Source organism: Chitinivibrio alkaliphilus ACht1, from assembly GCF_000474745.1.
Classification (GTDB): domain Bacteria; phylum Fibrobacterota; class Chitinivibrionia; order Chitinivibrionales; family Chitinivibrionaceae; genus Chitinivibrio; species Chitinivibrio alkaliphilus.
Genome location: NZ_ASJR01000015.1, coordinates 20,850 through 42,984, shown reverse-complemented (window position 1 = coordinate 42,984; position 22,135 = coordinate 20,850). Strand labels below are relative to the sequence as shown.

Genomic DNA, 22,135 nt, shown 5'->3' with positions numbered 1-22,135 from the left:
TATACTACAAAAAAGAAAAGGAGAAAGAAATGACCGAAACTTGGACAAGTTGGAATGGAAATATATGCCACCCCTTCTCAGAACTCCATGTTCCCGAGACTGAAGAGGACCTCTGCCGCATTGTTGCAAATGCGCCAAATAGGGTTCGAGCTTTTGGAAACCGCTACTCTTCTGCGGATATTGCAGCCGGTGCCGAAACGCTCATTTCACTGAGAAACTATCGTAAAATTACCGCAGTTGATCGCGCCACGAAACAAGTTACTGTCCAAAGTGGAATCACCCTGAAAGAACTCTGTCAAAGCCTCGAGGAAATGGACCTCTCTTTTCCTGCCCTCCCCGATATCGATGATATCACCCTGGGCGGTGCCGTGGCAACAGGCACGCACGGCACAGGAAGAGATGCGCAACTTCTTTCTGAATACATGATACGGTGCACCCTTGTAAAGGCAGACGGCTCTCTGGAACAGATCGATACATCATCACCGAAATTTGACGCTGTAAAGGTCTCTTTGGGGCTTCTCGGTATATTTTCAACCATGACCTTTCAAGTAGAAGAACGATCATCCCTCCACATATGGGAAGAGCCGCATAAGGATATCGAATGGGTCCGTTCGTATGAAAAATGGCTTGCAAAAAATCCATTCTTACGAATTCTCTGGATGCCTCACACAAACCACGGCTACGTCATCCGGGGAAACGATCCGACGGCGGTTGCCCAAAGAAGCCCCTTAAAAAAAGCCCCATGGTATTACCGCTATCGCCGAAATATGTCACAGTTTCTATACCGAAAAACAGCCAAGATACCCCCCCTTACTGCACTGATAAACAAGTGTATTTACCTACTCTTTTTTACACGCCGTCAAGTGAAAGAGGGAAGCCTCTACGAAACAACCGTCACAAAATCACGAAGTTCTACCTTGGAACTGGCCGAATGGACCATTGCGCGCAAGGACTTCCCGCGACTAATGAAAGCCCTCCGCAAGAAACTGCACTCTCCCTTTTCACGATACTTTGCACATATACCCATGGATATCCGTTTTATTCAAAAGGATACGGCATGGTTAAGCAACGCCTATAATCGTGATATGGTAACTGTAGGATGCGTAACCCGCAACGCGTCTAAGGCAGATTCATACAAAGCCTTTCAGCTTATTGAAGAGCTTTTTCTTGCCTATGGTGGACGGCCTCACTGGGCAAAACGATTTTCCTGTGGCCCGGAAGAGCTGGCACGCCTCTACCCCCGCTGGCATGATTTCATCGAGCTTCGACGAGCCGAAGACCCAAAGGGGGTTTTTCTCACGCCGCATCTGGAGAAACTCTTTGCCTAAGTACCCTCCCTTAGAGGGGATACTCTTTGATTTTGATGGTGTCCTTGCATATTCAGCAGAGACACATTATGTCTGCTGGAACAATGCGTGTCTCCGTCTTTTCTCCCACCCCCTCTCAAGAGAGACTCTTGAGCATCATCGGGGGGGTGCCTCTCCCATGATTGCAGAAGCAATTTGTCGTTCTATGCAGCAGCCCACCCTCCAGGCCCAAGCCCTGCTTCAGGAAAAAACTAACCAGCTGAGAAATCATATCTCAAGTATTACAACAACCACCTCCATGCACACTATTCTCACTTTTCTTTCCCAGGGAAATATCCCCTGGGGAGTGGTAAGCAACGCACCGGAGGCGATACTGCGAGAGTTTTTTCAATTCCATAAGATTACCCCACAGGTACTTTCCGGCTTTGATTCTGTTTCAGCACCAAAGCCATCTCCCAAGGCATATCAGGAATCGGCCATACGCCTTGGGGTTACACCAGCGCACTTCTCCACTATCTACGTTTTTGAGGACAGTCTTCCCGGCATCACCGCGGCCAAAAAAGCAGGACATACCACTGTTGCCGTGGGGGATGCTTTACATGGATCAGAAGGAGAGCTTCATACAAAGGATGTGGTCTCTTTCTTTATGCACTATTTTAATACCCTTCGGACAACCCCGCCCTTTTGGCCGTCCAACGAAAAGTACAAAGCATAAAAAGACTCATCTCTCGCACATTCCTTAATAATGTATATTTCTCCCTTTGGAGGGTGTCCCCCATGCAGATAGAAATCAAAGTACAAAAATCAGGCCTCAGTGAACTTCCTCGATATATGACAGAAGAAGCGGCGGGAGCTGATATCCACGCAGCCAATACAACCCCCATTACTCTCTCCCCGGGCGAACGAGCACTCATCCCTACGGGACTTGTCTTTGAAATCCCCCGTGGCTATGAAGTACAAATTCGTCCTCGAAGTGGGCTTGCCCTACGCCACGGTGTAACGGTGCTTAACACACCGGGCACGATCGATTCTGACTATCGCGGTGAAATAGGAATCCTTCTCATAAACCTTGGAAATACCCCTTTCTCCATAGAACAAGGTACCCGCATTGCTCAAGCGGTTGTGGCGCCCGTGGTTCAGGCCCGCTACACAGAACAGGAAACCCTACAGGAAACACAACGTGGTTCCGGTGGATTTGGACATACCGGAGTAGAGGCATGACCCTCTTTATATGGGCGGTAATTCTTATTGCTTCTCTCGCGGTGCTAATAAAAGCATCAGATCTATTCCTTGATGGGGCTGAGCGAACAGGGCATTATTTCCATCTTCCCCTATTCACCACGGGGCTCATAATTGTAGCCGTGGGAACATCCTTACCAGAGCTTGCCTCTTCCATACTTGCAGTACTGCATGATGCCGGAGAAATTGTTGCAGGTAATGTTGTCGGTTCAAATATTGCAAACATGCTGCTCGTCCTCGGAACTGGGGGGCTCTTTTTTAGGGGAAGCGACGCCAAACCACACCGTCTTGGAAAAGATACTGCCCCTCTCCTGATTTCAGCGGGACTGCTCTACCTACTTCTCGGAACCAAAACCATACCCTCATGGACAGGGGTGGTCCTCCTTCTTCTCGCGGTGCTGTACGTGCTTACCCTGGGACGAAGGGGGATATCCCCTCTGGTTGAACCACACACCTCTGCCACTGTGCTTAAAGCACAGGATGTGGTAAAACTTTTCTTTGCTCCAATTTGTATTTATCTTTCTGCCGAATATACCATTATTGCAGTAATTTCCTTGGCAGAAAAAACAGCGCTCTCGCAGGAAATAATGGCTCTTTCTGCCATCGCTTTGGGAACGTCTCTGCCCGAAGCAGCAGTTTCCTATTCAGCAGCACGCCGAGGAAATATGTCTCTTATTTTCGGCAATATTGTCGGAAGCACGATCTTTAACTCCTTAGTGGTTGTGGGCGGGGCTCGTCTTTTTGGCCCTCTTGCCGTGGGAGCGGCTGTCCAAGGAGGCACTCGGCACGTTTTTTTGGGAGCTCTTTGTATTTTTATACTCTACACCCGGAAAAAAATATTACCAAAATAGATGGAGGTATTCTTGTGGGACTCTACGTCCTCTTCCTCCTGTTCCTTTTCTATTCAGGAGTACGGTAGATGATTCCAAGTCAATTTAATCGATCCGTCCGTGCCATGGGAGAAGCCGCCTTTGCCCAATTGCAAAAGACACGGGTTATCCTTTTTGGAACCGGCGGTGTGGGAAGCTGGTGTGCCGAAGCGCTTATTCGTACTGGAATCGGTCATATAACCCTTGTGGATAGCGATGTTGTTGAACCATCAAACATAAACCGGCAGATTCCCGCCACTCCAACCACCATCGGTCAATCAAAGGCCCAAACCCTTTCTCTCCGTCTCAAAGAAATAGCTCCCGCAGCAGAGGTACACCACCGTATGGAACGCTATACCCCGGATTCGGCACCGCAATTTCCCCTTTCAGACTATCACTATATTATTGATGCCATTGATAGTGTACCCGATAAAATACACCTGATACGGGAAAGTCTTGCATCGGAAGCAACTCTTTTATCTTCCATGGGAGCGGCCTTAAAAAAAGACCCCTCTCGAATACGCCTCTCCACCATGAAAAAAACCCACGGGTGTCCCCTTGCCAAGGTAGTTCGAAAACAACTACGTGCACAGAGAATCCCCCTCGATTTCACCGTTGTCTTTAGTGATGAACCGGGGAAAAACATGGAAACATCCCTTGAAGAGAGTGGGAATGGATCCTTGGTTCACATAACGGGAATTTTCGGATTTACCTTGGCAGGAGCCCTCATTACAAACTGCGTAGGAGGATCGTATGAAACAGACCATAACTAATTGTGCGCACATATCTTGGGAAACCTACCCCTTTGTTGATGAAGCAGTGCTAGTGTTCATGCAACGTTCTGGGGGAGATCTTTTGCTTATAGAAAAAAAACGAGGTCTTGGAGCAGGCAAATACAACGCTCCGGGCGGAAGAATTGAAGCAGGAGAAAGTCCAGAAGAAGCAGCTGTACGAGAGTGTCAGGAAGAGGTCTTTCTGACGCCCACACACCTTCGCTATGTTGCGTCGCTACAATTTATTTTTCAGGATGGCTATTCCATAAAAGCCTTTGTTTATTTCACCAATACCTTCTCCGGTTCCCCTCAAGAAAGTGACGAGGCAACCCCCTTTTGGTGTCCCCTCAAAAAGATCCCCTATGAAAACATGTGGGAAGATGATAAATACTGGCTTCCACTCATGCTCGAAGGACGCTTTGTGGAGGGGAAATTTATTTTTTCTGACGACACCATGGTTAGTCTCTCCATAACCGCCTCTCCTGACTTTCCTCCTACAGCTCCTCAATAGTGAGGCGCATGGTACCGGAAAAGTTGTTGTAATCAATCTCTATAAACTGAGGAGGAGTTCCAGTCAAGTTACTCGTGTCATTCATATCACCATTTATGGATAATTCACGATTATGGATTACCTCTCCATTATAGCCGTATAGACGTATCTGAATTGTTCCTGTGCTCCGTACATGGGAAGACTGAATAGAGTACCGGTATTTTCTTCGGGAAAAATGGATATTTCTTCGAATAAAATTATTTTCTAAATCTGCCGTATTAAACACCCAACTAAACTTTGAGGGAGAATCTGGGTCGACAATAATAATATCATCATCGCTGCCACGGCGTTGCCAGGTTTTAAAATCAAATTCGCCCGAAAAATCATCGTCCAGATGAAGTTGTACCATAGAAGGATTGCCGGGAAGTGCAAACACCGTATTCTGATCTCTCGGTAAATAGATTTTCTTATCACGAAGATAGTGATGCTTATAATCATAATATGAGACAAATATGCCTCCCCGTGTATGCGATGTCCGTGGATTCACCTCGAAATAATATTTACCAGATGTAAAATTAACCGGAAGCAAAGCTCCGTGATGACTGCTTGAACGTAAGTACGCACGGTACGTACCATTACGGTAGTCGCTCCATTGACGTACATACTGGGTGCTTTCATACCACCCGTCATCCCAATACGGATCTTCATAGTAGGGTCCATCAAAATACCCGCCGGAACTGCCTCCGACGGGGGTCGAATCGCCACATCCACTTAAAAACATCGCCACTATTAGAATAAGTATTGCCATACAGTATCTCCTTTTTACGCACGTGTAAAATATGTTTTGTACACCCTTGTAATCAGAAGAAAATCACCAAATAGTGAAGTAGCTGCTCTCCCATGGCGTATTAGATAAAAAGATTATACGATGATTCATCAGCTTCCTTCAGATATGAGGCAACACCGCCAAACTCAATCCCCTCAATAAGTTCTTCTTTTTTTATCCCCATAATATCCATTGACATGGCGCAAGCAACCATTTTGACGCCGTTTTCACGTGCCTGCTCTATAAGCTGCTCCAAGGAGAAAACCTGCTTTTTTGTCATCTCCCGGCGCATAAGTGCCGTACCAATTCCGCCCATATTCATTTTTGAAAGGCGCATTTTTTTTGCCCCCCGAGGCATCATGGCAGAAAACATTTTCTCCATACCCTTTTTCTCTATTTTCTCCTTTGAATCTTTTCGCAACAACGTCAGCCCCCAAAAGGTAAAAAAGAGAGTCACCTCGCTTCCCATAGATACGGCTCCATTTGCAATAATAAATGAGGCCATGAGTCGATCAAAATCATTGGAAAAATAACCATGGTTTTTTATTCCCACCAACATGGGCAGAGTGGCTCCCCCCCCATCCCCTTTCTCAACGCGGGCAAGAAAGGCCCCCGCTTCATTGGTAAGAGAAACAAGCCGATGTCCCGTACGCGAACACCATGCAGGAAGATCTTTGACAAACCCAGACTCCGTTGCCCGTATCTCCACAATTTGTCCCGGAGAAAGAGATGCTAAGGCATCACGTAGCTTCATAACCGGCCCGGGGCACTGTATTCCCCCAGCATCAATAGATACGTCAGGCTTTTTCTCTTGAGGATCATGGTCCGGCGCAGAACAACTGCCCTGAGAGAAAGGTTCTTCATATGCAGCATCTACCCCCATACCATAATACCATTGGTAGGTTTTGTATCCACCGGAAAGATTTTTTACGGAAAACCCCGCTTGAGAAAGAATGCGAGAGGCAACATGACCTCGCAGGCCCACCTGACAAAAGACGATAATTGGTCGAGTGCTATCCAGCTCGTGGCGGCGAGTTCTCAGCTCATCCAAGGGAACATGCAAAGCTCCGTCAATACTCCCCAACTCATATTCTTCCAAAGTCCGCACATCGAGGAGAATACTCCCCTGATTCACCGCATGGTGAACCTCTTCTGCATACATAAGATCACTCAGGCCAGCACGATAATTTTGTGCAACAAACCCAGCCATATTTACGGGATCTTTAGCACTTCCGTAGGGAGGAGCATAGGCAAGTTCCAACTCTGCAAGATCATCCACTGTTAAGCCATGCCGAATAGCCACGGAAAATACATCGATACGCTTATCAACCCCTTCTTTACCCACAATTTGGGCTCCAATAATTTTCCCCGTTGCAGGATCAAAAAGAGTTTTCACAGACATTTGATATGCTCCCGGATAATACGAAGCATGGTTCGCAGAATGTGTATATATTTTTGTAAATGGAATACCCCACGCACGAGCATTTTTCTCATTTACTCCGGTTACGGCAGCGGTCAAATCAAATATCTTACACACCGATGTTCCCTGTGTATCTTTATACGTGCTCTTTATCCCGGCGATACAGTCAGCAGCAATGCGCCCCTGTCTATTTGCAGGGCCGGCCAAGGGGATTGACACAGCCTTCTTAGAAATAAACTCACGTACTTCTACGGCATCTCCCACAGCAAAGATATTATCATAATTTGTCTGCATTGTTTTCGTAACCACCACCGCACCGGTTTTCGAGCGCTCTATCCCAGAATCTTCCAGAAACGCCGTATCAGGTTTTACCCCTATGGCAAGAATAACCATGTCTGCCTGTAGGGTTGTACCACTTTGCAATACTACTGAAAGGGCATCTCCATCTTCACGGAACTCCTGCGCACCATCTTCTAAAAAGAGCTTAATACCATGAAGACGAAGGTGTTCATGGAGTACGTGGGCAAGCTCTTGGTCTGCAGGAACAAACACCTGATCACGCAATTCTACTAGGGATACGGATACACCGCGATGGCGCAGATTTTCAGCCGTTTCAAGCCCAATGAAGCCCCCACCAATCACAACAGCATTCTGCACGTTCTGCTCATCAACCTGCGCCTTAATAGCATCCATATCAGGAATTGTTCGTAGGGTGTGAATCCCATCAAGATCTATGCCGGGCAAGGGAGGTCGTATCGGCGATGCCCCCGGCGAAAGGAGAAGGTATTCATAACTTTCAGTATACTCTCCGTCTGGTCTGGAAATCTGAATCTCTTTTTTCTCAGGATTTACTCCAAGAACCGTGCTTCCTGTCCGAATATCAACACCAAATCGTGCGGAAAAGCTCTCTGGAGTTTGTACAATCAAAGCATCCCGCTCAGGAATAGTCTCACCGATATGATAGGGTAATCCACAATTGGCAAAGGAGATATACTCTCCCTTCTCAAAGAGAATGATCTCAGCGGTTTCATCTAAACGTCGCATTCTCGCTGCAAAACTTGCACCACCAGCAACACCACCCACAACAACTATTTTCTTGCCCATTTACAACTCCATTCTGTTATTGGTACATATACAGAGTATCTTAGAAAACACTTCAGTGCAAGAAAGCACAGAACATGCCAAAAAATTATACGTGATCAGCTAACTCAGGATACAGCTTTCGGATACATGAAGGACAAATGGTATGGGATACAACAACTTGAGGAAATTGTTCCAAGACCTCCTCTTCAACCAGAGCCCATTGCCCCGAAGATGTATGAAGACTTCCGCACTGTACACAGAGTCGGGGTGTATCTGTTCCTTGGACAGCCGCATGTACCAGCTTTCGAATAGCTGGAATAAATGCATCATTGGCAATATATGACCCAAGGTCAATAACAACTCCGAGCATTGAGGATATTCTCCCTGCAGCATCACGCGTTTGCCATACCCCGCGGTCCATATACCAATGGTACTCTCCATACACATCACGAATGCGATAATCAATACGGTAGAGAGAAGCGTCACCCCGAAGATACTTTTCCATGGCATCCATGGCACGGGGATAATCCTCCGGATGAAGCAAATCCGTGAATGCTTAGTAGCCGCATCCGACAAACTCATCCGGCCCATACCCGAGCATGGTTACTTTTAAGGGGCTTGTAACGACCTTATTTGTGAGAAGATCCCACTCCCACCATGGGATATGCGACGCTTTAAGTTCTTCTTGAAAAAAAGAAAAGATGCTTTTTTGCATACTATTTCAGTACCGTTCTGGCTTGTGGGTTCGACACATGAGATCCATGACCGCCTGTTCGGGAGAAACCCCTGAATACAGCACTTCGTAGATTTTTTCTGTTATGGGCATATCAACACCATGCTTTTTCGATAACTCATGTAGCGACGTTACCGTTGTTACCCCCTCCGCCACCATGGTCATTTCTTCAAGGGCTTGGGCTAAACTTTTACCGGAGGCAAGCAGTTCTCCCATTCGCCGATTACGACTATGTTGAGAAAAACAGGTTGTAATAAGATCGCCAAAGCCGGCAAGGCCGCTAAAAGTATGTTCACTCGCCCCGAGGGCTTGTCCTAACCGTGCCATTTCAACCATACCCCGTGTCAAAAGAGCCCCCTTGGTATTATCTCCAAAGGAAAGACCATCACAAATACCAGCTGCAAGGGCAATGACATTTTTAACACTTCCGGCAAGTTCCACGCCAACAATATCGGTATTTGTATAAATACGAAAAAAGCGGGTTGAGAAATACTCTTGAATTGTTTCTGCAAAGCCTTCATTTTGCGAAGCGGCAACGACTGTGGTAGGAACCCCACGCCCCACCTCTTCTGCATGAGACGGACCGGAAAGGACCGCAATGGTGTCATCAGTACAGACAGGAATCGTATCTTTCAGTACATCCGTAAGAAGGGCGTTACTGCTATTTTCAATCCCCTTCGAAACAATAAGCCAACCACCGACCATTTCAAGGGTCTCTCGTGGAACCCCCTTCCATACAGCAGCAAGAGCGGCCCGAACAAATTGTGTCGGTACTGCAATGATAATAATATCGGGAACTGGTTCAAAGAGATCCTCTACGCGTGAAGTAATCTCTATGGACGGATCAAGAAAGACCCCCGGAAGTTTCACAGGGTGCTCTCGTTTCTGCCGAATCATTTCTGCTTCGTCGCGATTATACTCCCAAAGAGAGACCGCATGACCACGACTTCCTATGAGTGACGCAAGGGCAATGGCCCAACTTCCCGCACCAAGAATTCCGACGTTCATAGGGTATACTCCTTCACAAAACCGGTCACATCCTCATCGCCCCCACGATTACGAGCCTTTCCTGGAAGTCTGAAATCGAGTTTAACAAAGGTACCCGTAAAATCAAAGGTACTCACCAATTTATTGCGTAAATAATTGCAATACGCATCGGTCATACGATGAGGATTCGTGCAAAACACGATGAAATGAGGATAGTTTGTTTTTTCCTGTTTAATACTGAAGAATTTTATTTTTTCTCCCACCGTGTACGGATGGGGGTTGGTTTTCACCCACCATTCAAAGGCACGTTCCAACTCATACCGTGGTATTCGTCTATTCAGGGACTTTTGTACCGCAAAGGCCATGTCAAGTACACGTTGTACCCGCAACCCTGAAAGAGCGCAAATGGAAATCATGGGGATATTGTGGAGTTCAGGAAAGGACGCGCGAGTCTCTTTTACGAGTATATCGAAGGTTTTTGAATTCTTTTCGATAAGATCCCACTTATTCCAAATAAGAATCAAGCCGCGATTATCATGTTTAACCCGGCGTATAACTCGCATATCTTGGGTTGTGAGTGGTTCTGTGGTATCCATTAACAATAAGCAAACATCCGCACGGTAAATACTGCGCAACGTACGGAGATTTGAATAATACTCAACACTCTCCTTTACCCGTGCTTTCTTACGCAACCCCGCCGTATCAATAAGTTTTACGGCCTCACCTTCATACTCAAAAACAGTATCAATGGAGTCTCGGGTTGTTCCAGCAACTTCACTCACAATGGTTCTCTCATTTTGTAACAGCGCGTTTACCAAGGATGACTTCCCCGCATTGGGGCGACCAATCACAGCAACACTGAGTGAATACGAGTGGTATGTCCCCTTAGAATCATAATTTTTATGGAGACGCTCCACAACACGATCAAGAAAATGCGCGACCCCCTGACCATGGGCCGCTGATATGGCATAGGGTTTCCCCACACCTAATTCCCAAAATGAGGGAATAGTCAACTCTGCATCACGGGTATCACACTTATTTACGGCAAGAAGAATCTGTTCTTCATTCATACCACGACGTAGCCGTGCCGCAATTTCAATATCGGCATAGGTTGGAGTCTGCTGTGCATCAGCAAGATAAACAACAACATCAGCTTCTTCAAGAGCTATCTCAACCTGCCTATTAACTTCAAGATCCAGCTCTTTTTTGGTGTCAGGAATAATCCCGCCTGTATCTACCAAGGTAAACCGGACTCCATTCCATACAGAATCTATATAATTACGATCCCGTGTAACACCAGGCATGTCATCAATAACGGCTATCTTTCTGCGAATAATACGATTAAATAGCGTGGATTTTCCCACATTGGGAGCTCCAACGATAGCCACGACGGGTAAATGTTCCACGCGTACCTCTCATGTAGTTTCATTTTTGCTGTTTAAAAAGTGTTTTGCCTGAATCGTCCACCACGAAGGCTCACTTTTCTCAATAAATTGAGTCATATACTGTTCGGCCTCCTTCGTTTCACGAAGTTCCTGGCAGACAATGCCCAAATTATAATACGCAAAAATATACTCTGAAGTTGTACGTATCAGCTTTTTTAAATAATTCCTGCATTTTTTTAAGCGTCCCCGACGATATTCGATAATTGAGATATACCAAATATTTTCCGGAGAAGGATCTCCCAGATTCACATCTACCTTAATATCTTTTATGAATAAATTCTCCTGTTGCGGTGTTTTAACACCAGGCAGTAGTTCTATGGGGCAGTAGATTAGTCCTTTTTGTGGGGAAAAGTAGGTAGTAAAATACTCTCGTATCGGCTTATCAAACACTTTAAACCCACGATACTCTGAGAAAAGCCATTTTGCCAAATGTGTATTAAACCGTTCTATTTCATTTTCTTCTTTATGGATAGCCCCATCGTTAAAAAGCTGGTTAAACTCATGAATAAGCGATCTTGAATAATTATAGTGACGAATATATTGGCTGATTCCTGCCGTTATGGATGTCTCTAAATCGCTTACTGGAGTAAGAGGCACCACAAAAAGATTCTCTCGATAATCGTATAAAGTGTTTCCATTTCCCGGAATTATGAGGATTTTTGGAGCCCCCATGGCCGTAACATACTTATTATCAAAAATTGTTTGAATAAACTCGATAATATGGCGAAAGACGTCATATACCTCACGGATAGAAATAAAATTCTCATCGTAATTATAGAAAAACCCACTACTTCCTTTTATTGCTTCGAGATTCTTTTCAAAAAGATGGCGAATACGTATCATATTGTTTCGAATGGTGGTTCCAAGAACAGCTCCGGAAATTCCATCTACCTCATTACTGATATCTATCAGTTTTCTCCGTAAACGATCAATTGCTCGTTCTATGCGAAGCTTATCTTGCAAAAGAGTTGCCACAGATTCAAAGTGACGGCGTGCTTCAAGCCGATCTCGGCGATCTTCTATCTGACGCATCATCTCTTCGATTTTTCGATCCTGTTTTATCACCCAAATACGTTCACCGGCAAACTCTTTTTTTCGTTCACATTAAAGTAGGTACCACTCGCGGTTTTTTCATTTTTGTATATAGCCGTATATCGTACATCATCAACACGGGGAAGGCTCATTAACACCCGACGGGCTAAATACGCCCCTTCACTGGAGAAATCAATAACCCCACGTAAATAATCATAGCGCTCCTGCTGACGCTCCTTAATCTTATCTTCAATTTCTGCCAGGGCTGTTTTTAAATGGCGTAAATTATCGAGGATATCACGTTTTTCCTCAACCATGGTGAAAATATCAATAATCTCAATAATCCAATCTGATACATAATAAAATCGCAGACCATGAAGCTTTTTTAATTCCTCAGGATCAGGGTAGGGCGCGTTTTCCACATGAGAGAGTTGTTGAGGCGCAATAGCAAAATCAATAAGAAGCTTAAATTTAGAGATTACTCCCTTAATATTATTTTTATCTTCTTCAAGAGTCTTTTCTATAAGATTGAGAATAACATCCCAATACGAATTTTTTATCTCATTTTGTTCCATGCAACTCTTCTACTTGTGTGGGGTTACAATAGTACGGGTAATGTATATTATAGCATAGCAAAAGAAAAATCCAAGGGGAGAAATAGAAACGTGTCAGAAAAAAATAACATTCTTGTGTTACTTGGGCCAACAGCCTCGGGAAAAACATCTCTCGCGGTAAAATTGGCACACATTTTAGGGAGTACAATTATCTCTGCCGATTCTCGACAAGTATACCACGGACTTGACCTTGGAACTGGAAAAGACTTATCAGAATATTGGTACAAAGGAACAGCTATTCCCTATGAAATGATTGACATCACTGAGCCAGAAACGGTTTTCACTCTCTATGATTATGTTGAATCAGCCTATTCAATACTTCGACGAGAACAGTATAACCATCCAATAGTATGTGGTGGTACAGGACTGTACATAGAGGCGATTCTACGCGGCTATAAAATTCCCAATGTCCCTGAAAATCCTTCCTTTCGTCAGCGGTTCATGGAGTATTCCAAGGAGGAGCTCTCCCGTACCCTCATCTCAAACTATCCTGACTTGGCAAAGAATACAGATCTATCAAGTAGTAAACGAATTATTCGTGCCTTAGAAATTGGCAAATATAGACGGCATTCGCCTCTACGGTACAGTAGCGATTCTTTCGTAGAAACTCACCCCTTGATACTTTCTATCGAATGGGATAGAAATAAACTTATAGAACGCATTGAGGCACGTATTGACCAACGACTTTCTGAGGGGATGGTTGAAGAGGTACAGGAGCTCATTTCACGTGGAATACCCCTGGAACGTCTTCATTTATTAGGATTGGAGTATCGGATTATTGGAGACTATATATCTGGCAAATACTCCAAAGAGCGGATGCGTGAACTGCTCTCGATACGTATCAGACAGTTTGCAAAACGCCAGCGAACTTGGTTTCGAGGGATGGAACGTCGCGGATTTACGCTTCACCCCATAAAAGAAGCCTCCCTGAGGGAGGCTACAGATGTACTCATTGCAGAAGGATGGATATCTCCATCCTAGAATCTGAACATAAATCTACTGCTCAGCAGGCTCTTCTGATACTGATGTACTCCGTCCCACAAGTTCAATAATAGCCATTTCAGCCTTATCTCCTTTGCGAGGCCCAAGCTTCAGAATACGTGTATATCCACCGTTTCTGTCAGCATATCCGGGAGCAATATCAGCAGTGATTTTATGAATGAGTTTCTTGTCTTTAATCACCTTTGCAATACTCCGCACACCGTTTAAATTACCCTTTTTACCGTGAGTAATCAACCGCTCTGCAACACCACGCAATTCCTTTGCCTTGGGCAAAGTAGTGGTTATACGCTCATGTTTGAACAAAGAAGCCGCCATGTTGCCAAACATAGCTTTACGGTGGCTTGCCGTTCTGTTAAGTTTTCTTCCAGCCTTTAAATGACGCATTATTCGATCCTATTTGTTAATTTCACAAATTTGTTTATTCTTCGTCGTCACCCATAATGTCATCAATATCCATGCCGAAGGCAAGACCCTTATCAGCGAGGACTTGATTGAGCTCAACAAGAGATTTTCTTCCAAAGTTTTTATACTTCAACATATCTGACTCTTGATTTCTCACGAGATCAGCAAGAGTTCGGATATTCGCCGCACGGAGACAATTGTTTGAACGAACGGACAATTCAAGGTCATCAATTTTGGTAAGAAGCAACTGTCGCAATTTCTCTGTTTTCTCATCTACCACTTCCTCTTCAATCGACTCAAATTTGGCGTCAATATTGATAAGGCGATCAAGATGGTCATAAAAAATCTTTGCGCTATACCCAACAGCTTCATGAATTGACAAAGACCCATCGGTCCATACGTCCATGACGAGTTTATCCAAATCGGCTCGTTGCCCAACCCGAATACTTTCCACGGCATAGTTTACACGGGTTACCGGAGAAAAAATAGCGTCAATGGGAATCGAAGTAATATCGTCATCCTCTTTCTTATTCTCATCTGATGCAACATACCCTTTTCCATCATAAACGTACATTTCGATAGAAGAATCTGCATCCTCATTTACTGTAGCAAGAACAAGATCGGGATTTAAAACGTCTACATTAGGATTATCCTCAATGTCTCCAGCAGTTACAACACCAGACCCCTTCAAGTTAACCTTCAAAGTTTGCGGCTCATCCGCAATCAAACGAAGGCGTAGCTTCTTAATATTCAGAATAATATCGGTAACATCTTCTTTTACACCGGAAACGGTGGAAAATTCGTGAAGAGCTCCATCAATACGTATTGATGTCACAGCAGCACCCTGCAGAGAAGAGAGCATTACTCGGCGAAGCCCATTTCCGATAGTATGTCCCCACCCCCGCTCGAGAGGTTCAACAATTACCTTGCCATAATTCGGGATATCATTAGGATTTTCAACAGTTATGCCCTTGGGCATCAAAAGTGATTTCCACTTCATCTATTTTCTCCGATGTTAACTTCTACACTCTACGTTTTTTGGGAGGTCTACACCCGTTATGGGGCACAGCCGTAAGATCTTTTATCGCAGTTACCTTAAGACCAGCTGCAGCTACTGCTTTGATAGCACCTTCACGACCATTACCGACTCCACGAACGTGAATCTCCACAGTTTTCATTCCCTTGTAAAACGCTGCTTCAGACACTTCTTCTGCGGCAACACGAGCAGCAAAGGCTGTACTCTTACGTGAACCCTTAAACCCTGTTTTACCAGGAGTGCTCCAGGCCAGAATGTTTCCATCTGTATCAGAAACATTAACAATAGTATTATTAAAAGTTGCCCGGATATGAACGATACCGGAAGCAGGAACTTTCTTTTATTTTCTTTATTGCCATATTTTAAAAACCTTTTCACAATTTTTTAAAACAATCTTTTACGTTTTTACTTGTCTTAGCATTGGTCTTAGTCTTCTGACCACGAAGGGGCAATCTTCTTTTATGACGTTCTCCGCGATACGAACCAATATCCATTAGACGTTTAATGTCCATACGAACTTTGGTACGCAATTCACCTTCTGTTTGGTACTCCTCAAGAAGGTTACGAATTTCATCAAGCTTTGCCTCTTCAAGCTCTTTTACCTTTACATCTTCACTCACACCGGCTTTTTTAAGAACTTCAGCCGCTGTACTCTTACCAACGCCGAAAATATACGTAAGCGATATGATCGCTCTTTTATTATCAGGTATATCTACACCAGCAACTCGAGCCACATTTTCTCCTTTTTTACTTGCCTTGACGCTGTTTATGACGTGGGTTCTTCTTACAGATTACCCGAACAACGCCTTCTCTTCTTATAATTTTACAGTCATCACAAATTTTCTTTACTGACGCCCTAACTTTCACAATAATCTCCTTACTTATACCTGTAGGTAATTCTACCTCGGTTTAGGTCATAGGGGGATAGCTCAACCAATACCTTATCACCGGGAAGAATACGAATATAAAACATCCGCATTTTTCCGGAGATATGCGCATCAATCACATGGCCGTTATCTAATTCAACCTTAAACTTTGCATTAGGTAACGTTTCAACAACCTTACCCTCAACCTGAATATTTTCCTGTTTAGCCATTGGAAATTCTTCCCTTCAAGGATCCCTTTTTCATAAATCCACTATAATTTCTTGCATGAAGCTTCGACTCAATTTGCTGTAATGTATCTATGGCAACACCTACAACAATGAGGATACTTGTTCCACCTAAATAAAACTGAACGCCCATGGCGCCGCGTAACATAAATGGAACAATGGCAACAAATGCAAGGAATACAGACCCGGGGAGTGTAATTCGATTGAGCACACCACTTAGATACTGCGACGTATCATATCCGGGCTTTATTCCGGGGATAAAACCACCAGAACGTTTTAAATTCTCTGCTATGTCAACCGGGTTAAATATAATCGCTGTGTAAAAATAAGTAAAGAAAATTATGATCAAAGCAAAAAAGAGGGAATAGTAGAAACCACCCATCTGAAAATAAGGGCTTAACGTATTCACAACATTGCCAAGGAAACCTTCATTATTTTGAAACACACCAAAAACAAAACCTGGAAGCATCATAACAGAAGAGGCAAAAATAATTGGGATTACCCCCGCCATGTTCAAGCGAAGAGGAAGTACAGTATTTTGCCCTCCTGTAACACCACCCCCAACAGATCGCTTTGGCGATTGAATAGGGATACGTCGCGTCGCTTGATGTACAAACACAATAAATGCTGTAAGGGCGAGTATAATCGCCAATATAAGACCTGCTCGAAAAACATGCATTGTACCAGACTGAACATCCGAAAGAACATTAATTGTTGCATGAGGCATAGTCGCAATAATACCGATAAGAATCATGAGGGAAATACCATTCCCGATCCCGCTATTGGTAATTCGCTCCCCAAGCCACATAACAAAAAGTGTCCCCGTTGTTAAACTTAAGGTAGTCAAAAGTACAAACTGGAGTCCCGAAAGAGATCCCATGACGATATCATGTCCTCCGGGGCGTCCTGCAAGAAAGAGACTCGCACCAACTGCCTGGACTAAGGCAATTACGAGGGTTAAATAGCGAGTAATCTGAGTGATCTTTTTCTTTCCTTCAGCGCCTTCTTTTTGTAATTTATGGAAATACGGAAAAACCGTTCCCAAGAGCTGAACAATAATGGACGCACTTATGTACGGCATTACGCCGAGGGCAAAGATTGTTGCTTTTTCAAAGGCCCCTCCAACGAACATGTCATACATATCCAGTAAACCACCAGCACCCCCCTGCCTTGCTTGCTCAAAGACATTGGACAAAGCCTGGATATCTATACCAGGTGTGGGAATATGAGCTCCCACACGGTATATTAATATCATCAGAACAGTAAAACCCAAGCGTTTGCGGAGTTCCGGTACCTTAAACATGTTTATAAATGTATCAAGCACGGTCTACCACCTCAGCCTTTCCACCAGCCTTACTAATTTTCTCCTGAGCACTTTTCGAAAAAGCGTCAGCCAAAACGGTTACGCTGGTTGACAATGTTCCTTCACCAAGAATCTTTACAAGCTTCTTCTCATTTTTAACCAAACCGCACCCAACCATGGATTCGAGAGTAAACTCTGTTAAACCGGTTGCCGTAGCAACTCGCTCTATATCAGTAAGGTTAACAACCTGATAGGATTTCTTGAAGGGACTTGTAAACCCACGTTTTGGTAGACGTTTTATAATAGGAAGCTGTCCACCTTCAAAATAGGGCTTTTGCGTATATCCACTCCGTGAACGGGCACCATTATGACCCCGGCCTGCTGTTTTGCCTAAACCGCTACCATTACCGCGTCCAACACGTTTCTTCTTTTTCACCGCACCATCAACCGGATGAAGTTCATTCAGTTTAAGCATTATTACGCCTCCACTTCTTCTACGCTAACAAGGTGTGAAACCTTATTAACCATTCCACGTATGCAATCGCTATTTTCCTTCACGGTGGAAGAAAGCATCCGTCCCAGCCCAAGCGCCTTTAAGGTATCTTTTTGACGCTGAGAGCTTCCTATGTCGCTCTTTGTTTTTGTAATCTTAATCTTTGTTGCCATGCTTCACTCCTTTACAGCGATACACCACGAAGTTTTTCAATCTCTTCTTTGGTTCTCAAAGAAAGCAGGCCTTCCAGTGTTGCCTTAGAAGCATTGTAGAAATTACGGCTTCCAAGATTTTTGGTAAGGATATTCTGTACACCCGCCAGCTCGAGAACAATACGAACAGGCCCACCGGCGATCACACCGGTACCTTTTGCTGCCGGCTTCATGAACACATGACCAGATCCAAAACGCCCTTCCACCTGGTGTGGAATAGTACCGTCAACCACGGCTACTTTAAAGAGATTTTTCTTTGCATCATCCACTGCTTTTTTGATTGCATCAGCAACTTCCGAAGCTTTACCAGAGCCAAGTCCTATGGTACCATTTTCATCACCGACTGCAACAAGCGCTGCGAAACCAAAATTTCGCCCGCCCTTTACAGCCTTTGATACACGATTAATATTTATCAAACTGTCTTTCAGTTCAGTCGTTTTATTTTCAGCCAAGGATAGCCTCCATTAAAATTGCAAACCCTGATCCCGTGCAGCATCTGCGAACATCTTCACCCGATTGCTGGTAAAGGGAAATCCGTTCTTGTCAAACACGACGGTGGTAATATTTTTTTCTTTCGCCTTTTCGGCAAGTAATGCACCAACGGCTTGCGAAATTTCTGTTTTGGTTTTCCCATCACAAGAAATTTTCGCATCCAGACTACTGGCTGAACACAGAGTTTCGCCCTTCATATCATCGATAATTTGCGCAGAAAAATTCTTATTGCTTCGAAAGATACTCAAACGGGGTCTCTCTGCGGTCCCGGTAATCTTTTTCCGAACCCGAAATGCTCGTTTTTTTCTTTTTGCGTTTTTGCTTAATTTCGCCATATATATACCTTGATTAACACAGGGCCTAACTAGGCACTGGTTTTACCTTCTTTGCGGATAATATGTTCGTCAGCATAGCGAATACCCTTGCCTTTATATGGCTCAGGAGGACGAATTGCCCGTATTTCAGCTGCTACCTGTCCAACAACCTGTTTATCATAGCCGGATACTGTTACAGTATTTCCCTCAACCTGAAATGCCACTCCCTCAGGAGCTTTATACATAAAAGGATGTGAAAAACCCGCATTAATGGTGAGAACATCTCCTTTAACAGCAGATTTATACCCAACACCATCCACGACAAGCTGCTTTGAAAACCCTACGGACGTTCCTGTCACCATATTCTCAATAAGGCGAGTGAGAAGCCCCCACTTGGGGAAATAGGATTTATCTTCTCCGTCAGCAACCACTGAAACAGTAGAACCATCTATCTGCACTGTATATCCATCAAAAACTTCCTGAGAAAGCTCACCTTTTGGCCCCTTGACAAAAACAGTCGCTTTGTCAAGGGTAACGGTAACACCTTCAGGAATCGATATTATTTTTTTTCCTACTCGAGACAATGTAATCTCCCCGGTTACCAGATTTTTCCTAAGATTTCACCACCAACATTCTCTTTACGACATTGGTAATCAGACATAACACCCTTGTTGGTAGAGACAATACACATCCCTAAACCACCAAGTACACGTGGAAGCTCATCGGCAGAGGAGTATACTCTTCGGCTCGGTTTGCTCACCCGCTGAATATCTTGAATAGCAGCACGTTCACGATCATCGTACTTCAGCAAAATCTTAATCTCACCCTGTACTCCATCGTCAACAAAGGCATATTTCGAGATAAACCCATTGCTGCTCAAGAGATCAGTAATCTCTTTTTTTACACGAGAAGCAGGTATAGAAACAGAGCGACGACCTGCCCGTACCCCATTCCGTATTATTGTAAACATATCCGCTATAGGATCAGTTACCATGTTTTTCTCCTTACCAATCTACCAGCTGGATTTTACCACACCGGGAATTTTTCCAGCGCTCGCAAGTTCTCTAAAACAGATTCTGCAAATACCGAATTTTCTCATGTATCCACGAGGTCTTCCGCATCTGTTGCACCGATTATACTCACGAACATTAAACTTCTGCTTTTTTTCACATTTTTCTACTAATGCTTTTTTAGCCAAAACAAACCTCTTTACTTCCGAAACGGCATGCCCATCTTCGCAAGAAGAGCTTTTCCGTCATTGTCAGTAGTTGCAGTGGTACAGATCGTAATATCCATACCCATGATACGGGAAATTTTATCGCGATCAACTTCAAGGAAAACAATATTTTCCTCAATACCGAGAGTATAATTACCCTGCCCATCAAAGGATTTAGGAGAAATCCCACGAAAATCCTTTACTCGGGGAAGTGCCACAGAAACGAGACGATCGAAAAATTCGTACATCTGTTTACCGCGGAGAGTCACTTTACACCCGATGGGCATACCAACACGCAACTTAAAATTTGAAATCGCCTTACGTGCCGTAGTAACCACAGGCTTTTGTCCTGAAATCATGGTAAGAGTGTAGAGTGCATCTTCCAATAATTTCTTATCCTGAGTAGCATTACCAACACCCATATTGACAACAATTTTGTCAAGCTTAGGAACGGCCATTACACTTGATTGTCCTATCTCTTCTTTCAGAGCCAGTTTAATATCTTTATCATAGGCTACTTCAAGACGAGATTTATTTGCTACAGTACTCAATCTAACTGCTCCTTAGATACCTGTGCTACTCTTACTTTTTTTCCATCTTTATCGTACCCAGCCCCAATCCGTGTCGGTTTATCCGACTTAGGATCTACTATCATCACATTTGAAATGTGAAGGAAGGCTTCCTTTTCAATAATTCCACCTTCAGGATTAGATTGTGAAGGCTTCACATGGCGTTTAACCATATTGAGGCCCTGAACCTTTACCTTATTTTTATCCTTGGTCAGCTCAATTACTTTACCCCGGTTACCTTTTTCAGACCCCGAAATAACTTGAACTGTATCACCCTTAACTATTCTAAACATTCTGTTCTCCTTATCAAAGAACTTCCGGTGCAAGCGAAACAATTCTCATAAGCCCTTTTTCACGGAGCTCACGAGCGATGGGACCAAAAATGCGTGTCCCCTTCATTTCACCATTCTCGTTAATAATTACCGCAGCATTATCACTAAATTTGATAAAAGAACCATCTCGACGGCCAAATTCCTTGGCGGTTCTTACAACTACTGCTCTTTGCACGGAACCCTTTGCAACATTCGCACCAGGGGAAGCACTCTGTACGGCCACAACAATGACATCACCTAGTCTGGCATAACGTCTTTTTGCACCGCCCAACACCTTAATGCACTTAACAACCTTTGCACCGGAGTTGTCGGCAACTTTTATTTTTGATCCAACTTGTAACATTATATCCTCGTATCTCTCAGCTACTGAGCTTTTTCGATGATCTCAACAAGGCGCCACCGCTTGGTTCGAGACAACGGACGCGTTTCCATAATCCGTACAGTATCACCTTCATTACACGTATTGTGTTCATCGTGAGCCTTGTACTTCTTATTCAGTCGCACCATCTTACCATACTTAGGGTGTACCACCTGACGCTGAACATTCACGACAATAGTTTTATCAGCCTTAGCACTGGTTACTACACCGTTTCGTGTTTTCCGATTATTTCTTTCAGCCATTACTTTCTCCAATTAGTCTACCCTAAGCGTTACTTTTTTCTGTAAGAATCGTCTTTGCACGTGCAATAACTCTTCTTTTTTCCCGAAGCTGAAGAGGATTTTCCAACTGTCCCATCTCTTTTTTGAAACGGAGCTGGAAATACTCATCCTCTAACTCACCTATCTTTTCCTCAAGAGAATCTACAGAAAGACCTCTTAACTCTTCAGATTTCAT

Annotated in this window: 33 protein-coding genes and 1 pseudogene; 7 read left to right on the top strand and 27 right to left on the bottom strand. The window is 44.1% G+C overall.

Annotated features, from left to right (window positions below):
* Window positions 1-29 precede the first annotated feature (29 nt).
* The 6 genes from CALK_RS08390 to CALK_RS08365 all read left to right on the top strand — a co-directional run bounded on the left by CALK_RS08390 (window position 30) and on the right by CALK_RS08365 (window position 4,699).
* Entirely contained in the window at window positions 30-1,328 is a 1,299-nt protein-coding gene (locus CALK_RS08390) for a D-arabinono-1,4-lactone oxidase (RefSeq protein ID WP_022637252.1), read from the top strand.
* Window positions 1,321-2,022 carry an HAD family hydrolase gene (locus CALK_RS08385; RefSeq protein WP_022637251.1) on the top strand — a complete coding sequence of 234 codons (702 nt, stop codon included), beginning with the start codon at window positions 1,321-1,323 and terminating at the stop codon, window positions 2,020-2,022. The genes CALK_RS08390 and CALK_RS08385 overlap by 8 nt, the downstream gene beginning before the upstream one ends.
* Before the next feature lie 62 nt (window positions 2,023-2,084).
* A complete protein-coding gene (gene dut, locus CALK_RS08380; protein ID WP_022637250.1) occupies window positions 2,085-2,528 on the top strand; it encodes a dUTP diphosphatase in 444 nt (147 codons plus the stop codon).
* Complete coding sequence (locus tag CALK_RS08375; protein ID WP_022637249.1) at window positions 2,525-3,397, top strand: sodium:calcium antiporter; 873 nt, start codon at window positions 2,525-2,527, stop codon at window positions 3,395-3,397. Before dut ends, CALK_RS08375 begins: the two co-directional genes overlap by 4 nt.
* 68 nt (window positions 3,398-3,465) lie before the next feature.
* Window positions 3,466-4,188 (top strand): tRNA threonylcarbamoyladenosine dehydratase, encoded by a 723-nt coding sequence (locus tag CALK_RS08370; RefSeq protein ID WP_022637248.1) that lies wholly within the window; start codon window positions 3,466-3,468, stop codon window positions 4,186-4,188.
* Window positions 4,169-4,699, top strand: coding sequence for an 8-oxo-dGTP diphosphatase (locus tag CALK_RS08365; protein ID WP_022637247.1), 531 nt, complete (start codon window positions 4,169-4,171; stop codon window positions 4,697-4,699). Before CALK_RS08370 ends, CALK_RS08365 begins: the two co-directional genes overlap by 20 nt.
* Here the strand turns inward: CALK_RS08365 and CALK_RS08360 are convergent.
* The 8 genes from CALK_RS08360 to CALK_RS08330 form a co-directional block, all read right to left on the bottom strand.
* Window positions 4,683-5,486, bottom strand: coding sequence for a hypothetical protein (locus CALK_RS08360; RefSeq protein WP_022637246.1), 804 nt, complete (start codon window positions 5,484-5,486; stop codon window positions 4,683-4,685). The genes CALK_RS08365 and CALK_RS08360 overlap by 17 nt on opposite strands.
* A 100-nt stretch (window positions 5,487-5,586) precedes the next feature.
* Window positions 5,587-8,028, bottom strand: a complete 2,442-nt coding sequence (locus tag CALK_RS08355; RefSeq protein WP_022637245.1) for an FAD-dependent oxidoreductase — start codon at window positions 8,026-8,028, stop codon at window positions 5,587-5,589.
* Window positions 8,029-8,113: 85 nt separating this feature from the next.
* Complete coding sequence (locus CALK_RS08350) at window positions 8,114-8,551, bottom strand: PAS domain-containing protein (protein WP_155851834.1); 438 nt, start codon at window positions 8,549-8,551, stop codon at window positions 8,114-8,116.
* Window positions 8,552-8,563: 12 nt separating this feature from the next.
* Entirely contained in the window at window positions 8,564-8,722 is a 159-nt protein-coding gene (locus CALK_RS12900) for a hypothetical protein (RefSeq protein ID WP_022637243.1), read from the bottom strand.
* Window positions 8,723-8,728: 6 nt separating this feature from the next.
* Window positions 8,729-9,748, bottom strand: a complete 1,020-nt coding sequence (locus tag CALK_RS08345; RefSeq protein ID WP_022637242.1) for an NAD(P)H-dependent glycerol-3-phosphate dehydrogenase — start codon at window positions 9,746-9,748, stop codon at window positions 8,729-8,731.
* On the bottom strand, window positions 9,745-11,133 hold the full coding sequence (gene der / locus CALK_RS08340) for a ribosome biogenesis GTPase Der (protein ID WP_022637241.1): 1,389 nt from the start codon (window positions 11,131-11,133) through the stop codon (window positions 9,745-9,747). Before der ends, CALK_RS08345 begins: the two co-directional genes overlap by 4 nt.
* Window positions 11,134-11,142: 9 nt before the next feature.
* On the bottom strand, window positions 11,143-12,237 hold the full coding sequence (locus tag CALK_RS08335) for a tetratricopeptide repeat protein (RefSeq protein WP_022637240.1): 1,095 nt from the start codon (window positions 12,235-12,237) through the stop codon (window positions 11,143-11,145).
* Window positions 12,234-12,779 (bottom strand): hypothetical protein, encoded by a 546-nt coding sequence (locus CALK_RS08330; RefSeq protein WP_022637239.1) that lies wholly within the window; start codon window positions 12,777-12,779, stop codon window positions 12,234-12,236. Before CALK_RS08330 ends, CALK_RS08335 begins: the two co-directional genes overlap by 4 nt.
* Window positions 12,780-12,869: 90 nt before the next feature.
* Between CALK_RS08330 and miaA the strand changes: the two genes are divergently transcribed.
* Window positions 12,870-13,799, top strand: coding sequence for a tRNA (adenosine(37)-N6)-dimethylallyltransferase MiaA (miaA, locus tag CALK_RS08325; RefSeq protein WP_022637238.1), 930 nt, complete (start codon window positions 12,870-12,872; stop codon window positions 13,797-13,799).
* A gap of 15 nt (window positions 13,800-13,814) precedes the next feature.
* Here miaA and rplQ read toward each other — a convergent pair whose 3' ends face one another.
* The 19 genes and pseudogenes from rplQ to rpmC all read right to left on the bottom strand — a co-directional run bounded on the left by rplQ (window position 13,815) and on the right by rpmC (window position 22,135).
* Window positions 13,815-14,204 carry a 50S ribosomal protein L17 gene (gene rplQ, locus CALK_RS08320; protein WP_022637237.1) on the bottom strand — a complete coding sequence of 130 codons (390 nt, stop codon included), beginning with the start codon at window positions 14,202-14,204 and terminating at the stop codon, window positions 13,815-13,817.
* A gap of 34 nt (window positions 14,205-14,238) precedes the next feature.
* On the bottom strand, window positions 14,239-15,222 hold the full coding sequence (locus CALK_RS08315; protein ID WP_022637236.1) for a DNA-directed RNA polymerase subunit alpha: 984 nt from the start codon (window positions 15,220-15,222) through the stop codon (window positions 14,239-14,241).
* Window positions 15,223-15,244: 22 nt separating this feature from the next.
* Window positions 15,245-15,598, bottom strand: a pseudogene (rpsK, locus tag CALK_RS08310) (30S ribosomal protein S11); the annotation flags it as partial.
* 34 nt (window positions 15,599-15,632) lie between these two features.
* Window positions 15,633-15,992 carry a 30S ribosomal protein S13 gene (gene rpsM, locus CALK_RS08305; RefSeq protein ID WP_022637233.1) on the bottom strand — a complete coding sequence of 120 codons (360 nt, stop codon included), beginning with the start codon at window positions 15,990-15,992 and terminating at the stop codon, window positions 15,633-15,635.
* 13 nt (window positions 15,993-16,005) lie between these two features.
* Window positions 16,006-16,125 (bottom strand): 50S ribosomal protein L36, encoded by a 120-nt coding sequence (rpmJ, locus tag CALK_RS12585; RefSeq protein WP_081698079.1) that lies wholly within the window; start codon window positions 16,123-16,125, stop codon window positions 16,006-16,008.
* 10 nt (window positions 16,126-16,135) lie between these two features.
* Window positions 16,136-16,354 (bottom strand): translation initiation factor IF-1, encoded by a 219-nt coding sequence (gene infA / locus CALK_RS08300; RefSeq protein WP_022637232.1) that lies wholly within the window; start codon window positions 16,352-16,354, stop codon window positions 16,136-16,138.
* Entirely contained in the window at window positions 16,347-17,693 is a 1,347-nt protein-coding gene (secY, locus tag CALK_RS08295; protein ID WP_022637231.1) for a preprotein translocase subunit SecY, read from the bottom strand. The genes infA and secY overlap by 8 nt, the downstream gene beginning before the upstream one ends.
* Entirely contained in the window at window positions 17,686-18,147 is a 462-nt protein-coding gene (gene rplO / locus CALK_RS08290) for a 50S ribosomal protein L15 (RefSeq protein ID WP_022637230.1), read from the bottom strand. Before rplO ends, secY begins: the two co-directional genes overlap by 8 nt.
* 2 nt (window positions 18,148-18,149) lie before the next feature.
* Window positions 18,150-18,338 carry a 50S ribosomal protein L30 gene (rpmD, locus tag CALK_RS08285; RefSeq protein WP_022637229.1) on the bottom strand — a complete coding sequence of 63 codons (189 nt, stop codon included), beginning with the start codon at window positions 18,336-18,338 and terminating at the stop codon, window positions 18,150-18,152.
* An 11-nt stretch (window positions 18,339-18,349) separates the two neighbouring features.
* Window positions 18,350-18,829, bottom strand: coding sequence for a 30S ribosomal protein S5 (rpsE, locus tag CALK_RS08280; RefSeq protein ID WP_022637228.1), 480 nt, complete (start codon window positions 18,827-18,829; stop codon window positions 18,350-18,352).
* 12 nt (window positions 18,830-18,841) lie between these two features.
* Complete coding sequence (gene rplR / locus CALK_RS08275; RefSeq protein ID WP_022637227.1) at window positions 18,842-19,204, bottom strand: 50S ribosomal protein L18; 363 nt, start codon at window positions 19,202-19,204, stop codon at window positions 18,842-18,844.
* Window positions 19,205-19,233: 29 nt separating this feature from the next.
* Entirely contained in the window at window positions 19,234-19,767 is a 534-nt protein-coding gene (gene rplF / locus CALK_RS08270; RefSeq protein ID WP_022637226.1) for a 50S ribosomal protein L6, read from the bottom strand.
* A 14-nt stretch (window positions 19,768-19,781) separates the two neighbouring features.
* Entirely contained in the window at window positions 19,782-20,177 is a 396-nt protein-coding gene (gene rpsH, locus CALK_RS08265) for a 30S ribosomal protein S8 (protein WP_022637225.1), read from the bottom strand.
* A gap of 18 nt (window positions 20,178-20,195) precedes the next feature.
* Entirely contained in the window at window positions 20,196-20,381 is a 186-nt protein-coding gene (locus CALK_RS12580; RefSeq protein ID WP_081698078.1) for a type Z 30S ribosomal protein S14, read from the bottom strand.
* 11 nt (window positions 20,382-20,392) lie between these two features.
* Window positions 20,393-20,950 (bottom strand): 50S ribosomal protein L5, encoded by a 558-nt coding sequence (gene rplE / locus CALK_RS08260; protein ID WP_022637224.1) that lies wholly within the window; start codon window positions 20,948-20,950, stop codon window positions 20,393-20,395.
* Window positions 20,947-21,261 (bottom strand): 50S ribosomal protein L24, encoded by a 315-nt coding sequence (rplX, locus tag CALK_RS08255; RefSeq protein ID WP_022637223.1) that lies wholly within the window; start codon window positions 21,259-21,261, stop codon window positions 20,947-20,949. Before rplX ends, rplE begins: the two co-directional genes overlap by 4 nt.
* 13 nt (window positions 21,262-21,274) lie before the next feature.
* Window positions 21,275-21,643, bottom strand: coding sequence for a 50S ribosomal protein L14 (gene rplN, locus CALK_RS08250; protein WP_022637222.1), 369 nt, complete (start codon window positions 21,641-21,643; stop codon window positions 21,275-21,277).
* A gap of 20 nt (window positions 21,644-21,663) precedes the next feature.
* Entirely contained in the window at window positions 21,664-21,921 is a 258-nt protein-coding gene (gene rpsQ / locus CALK_RS08245; protein WP_022637221.1) for a 30S ribosomal protein S17, read from the bottom strand.
* 22 nt (window positions 21,922-21,943) lie between these two features.
* Window positions 21,944-22,135, bottom strand: coding sequence for a 50S ribosomal protein L29 (gene rpmC, locus CALK_RS08240; protein ID WP_022637220.1), 192 nt, complete (start codon window positions 22,133-22,135; stop codon window positions 21,944-21,946).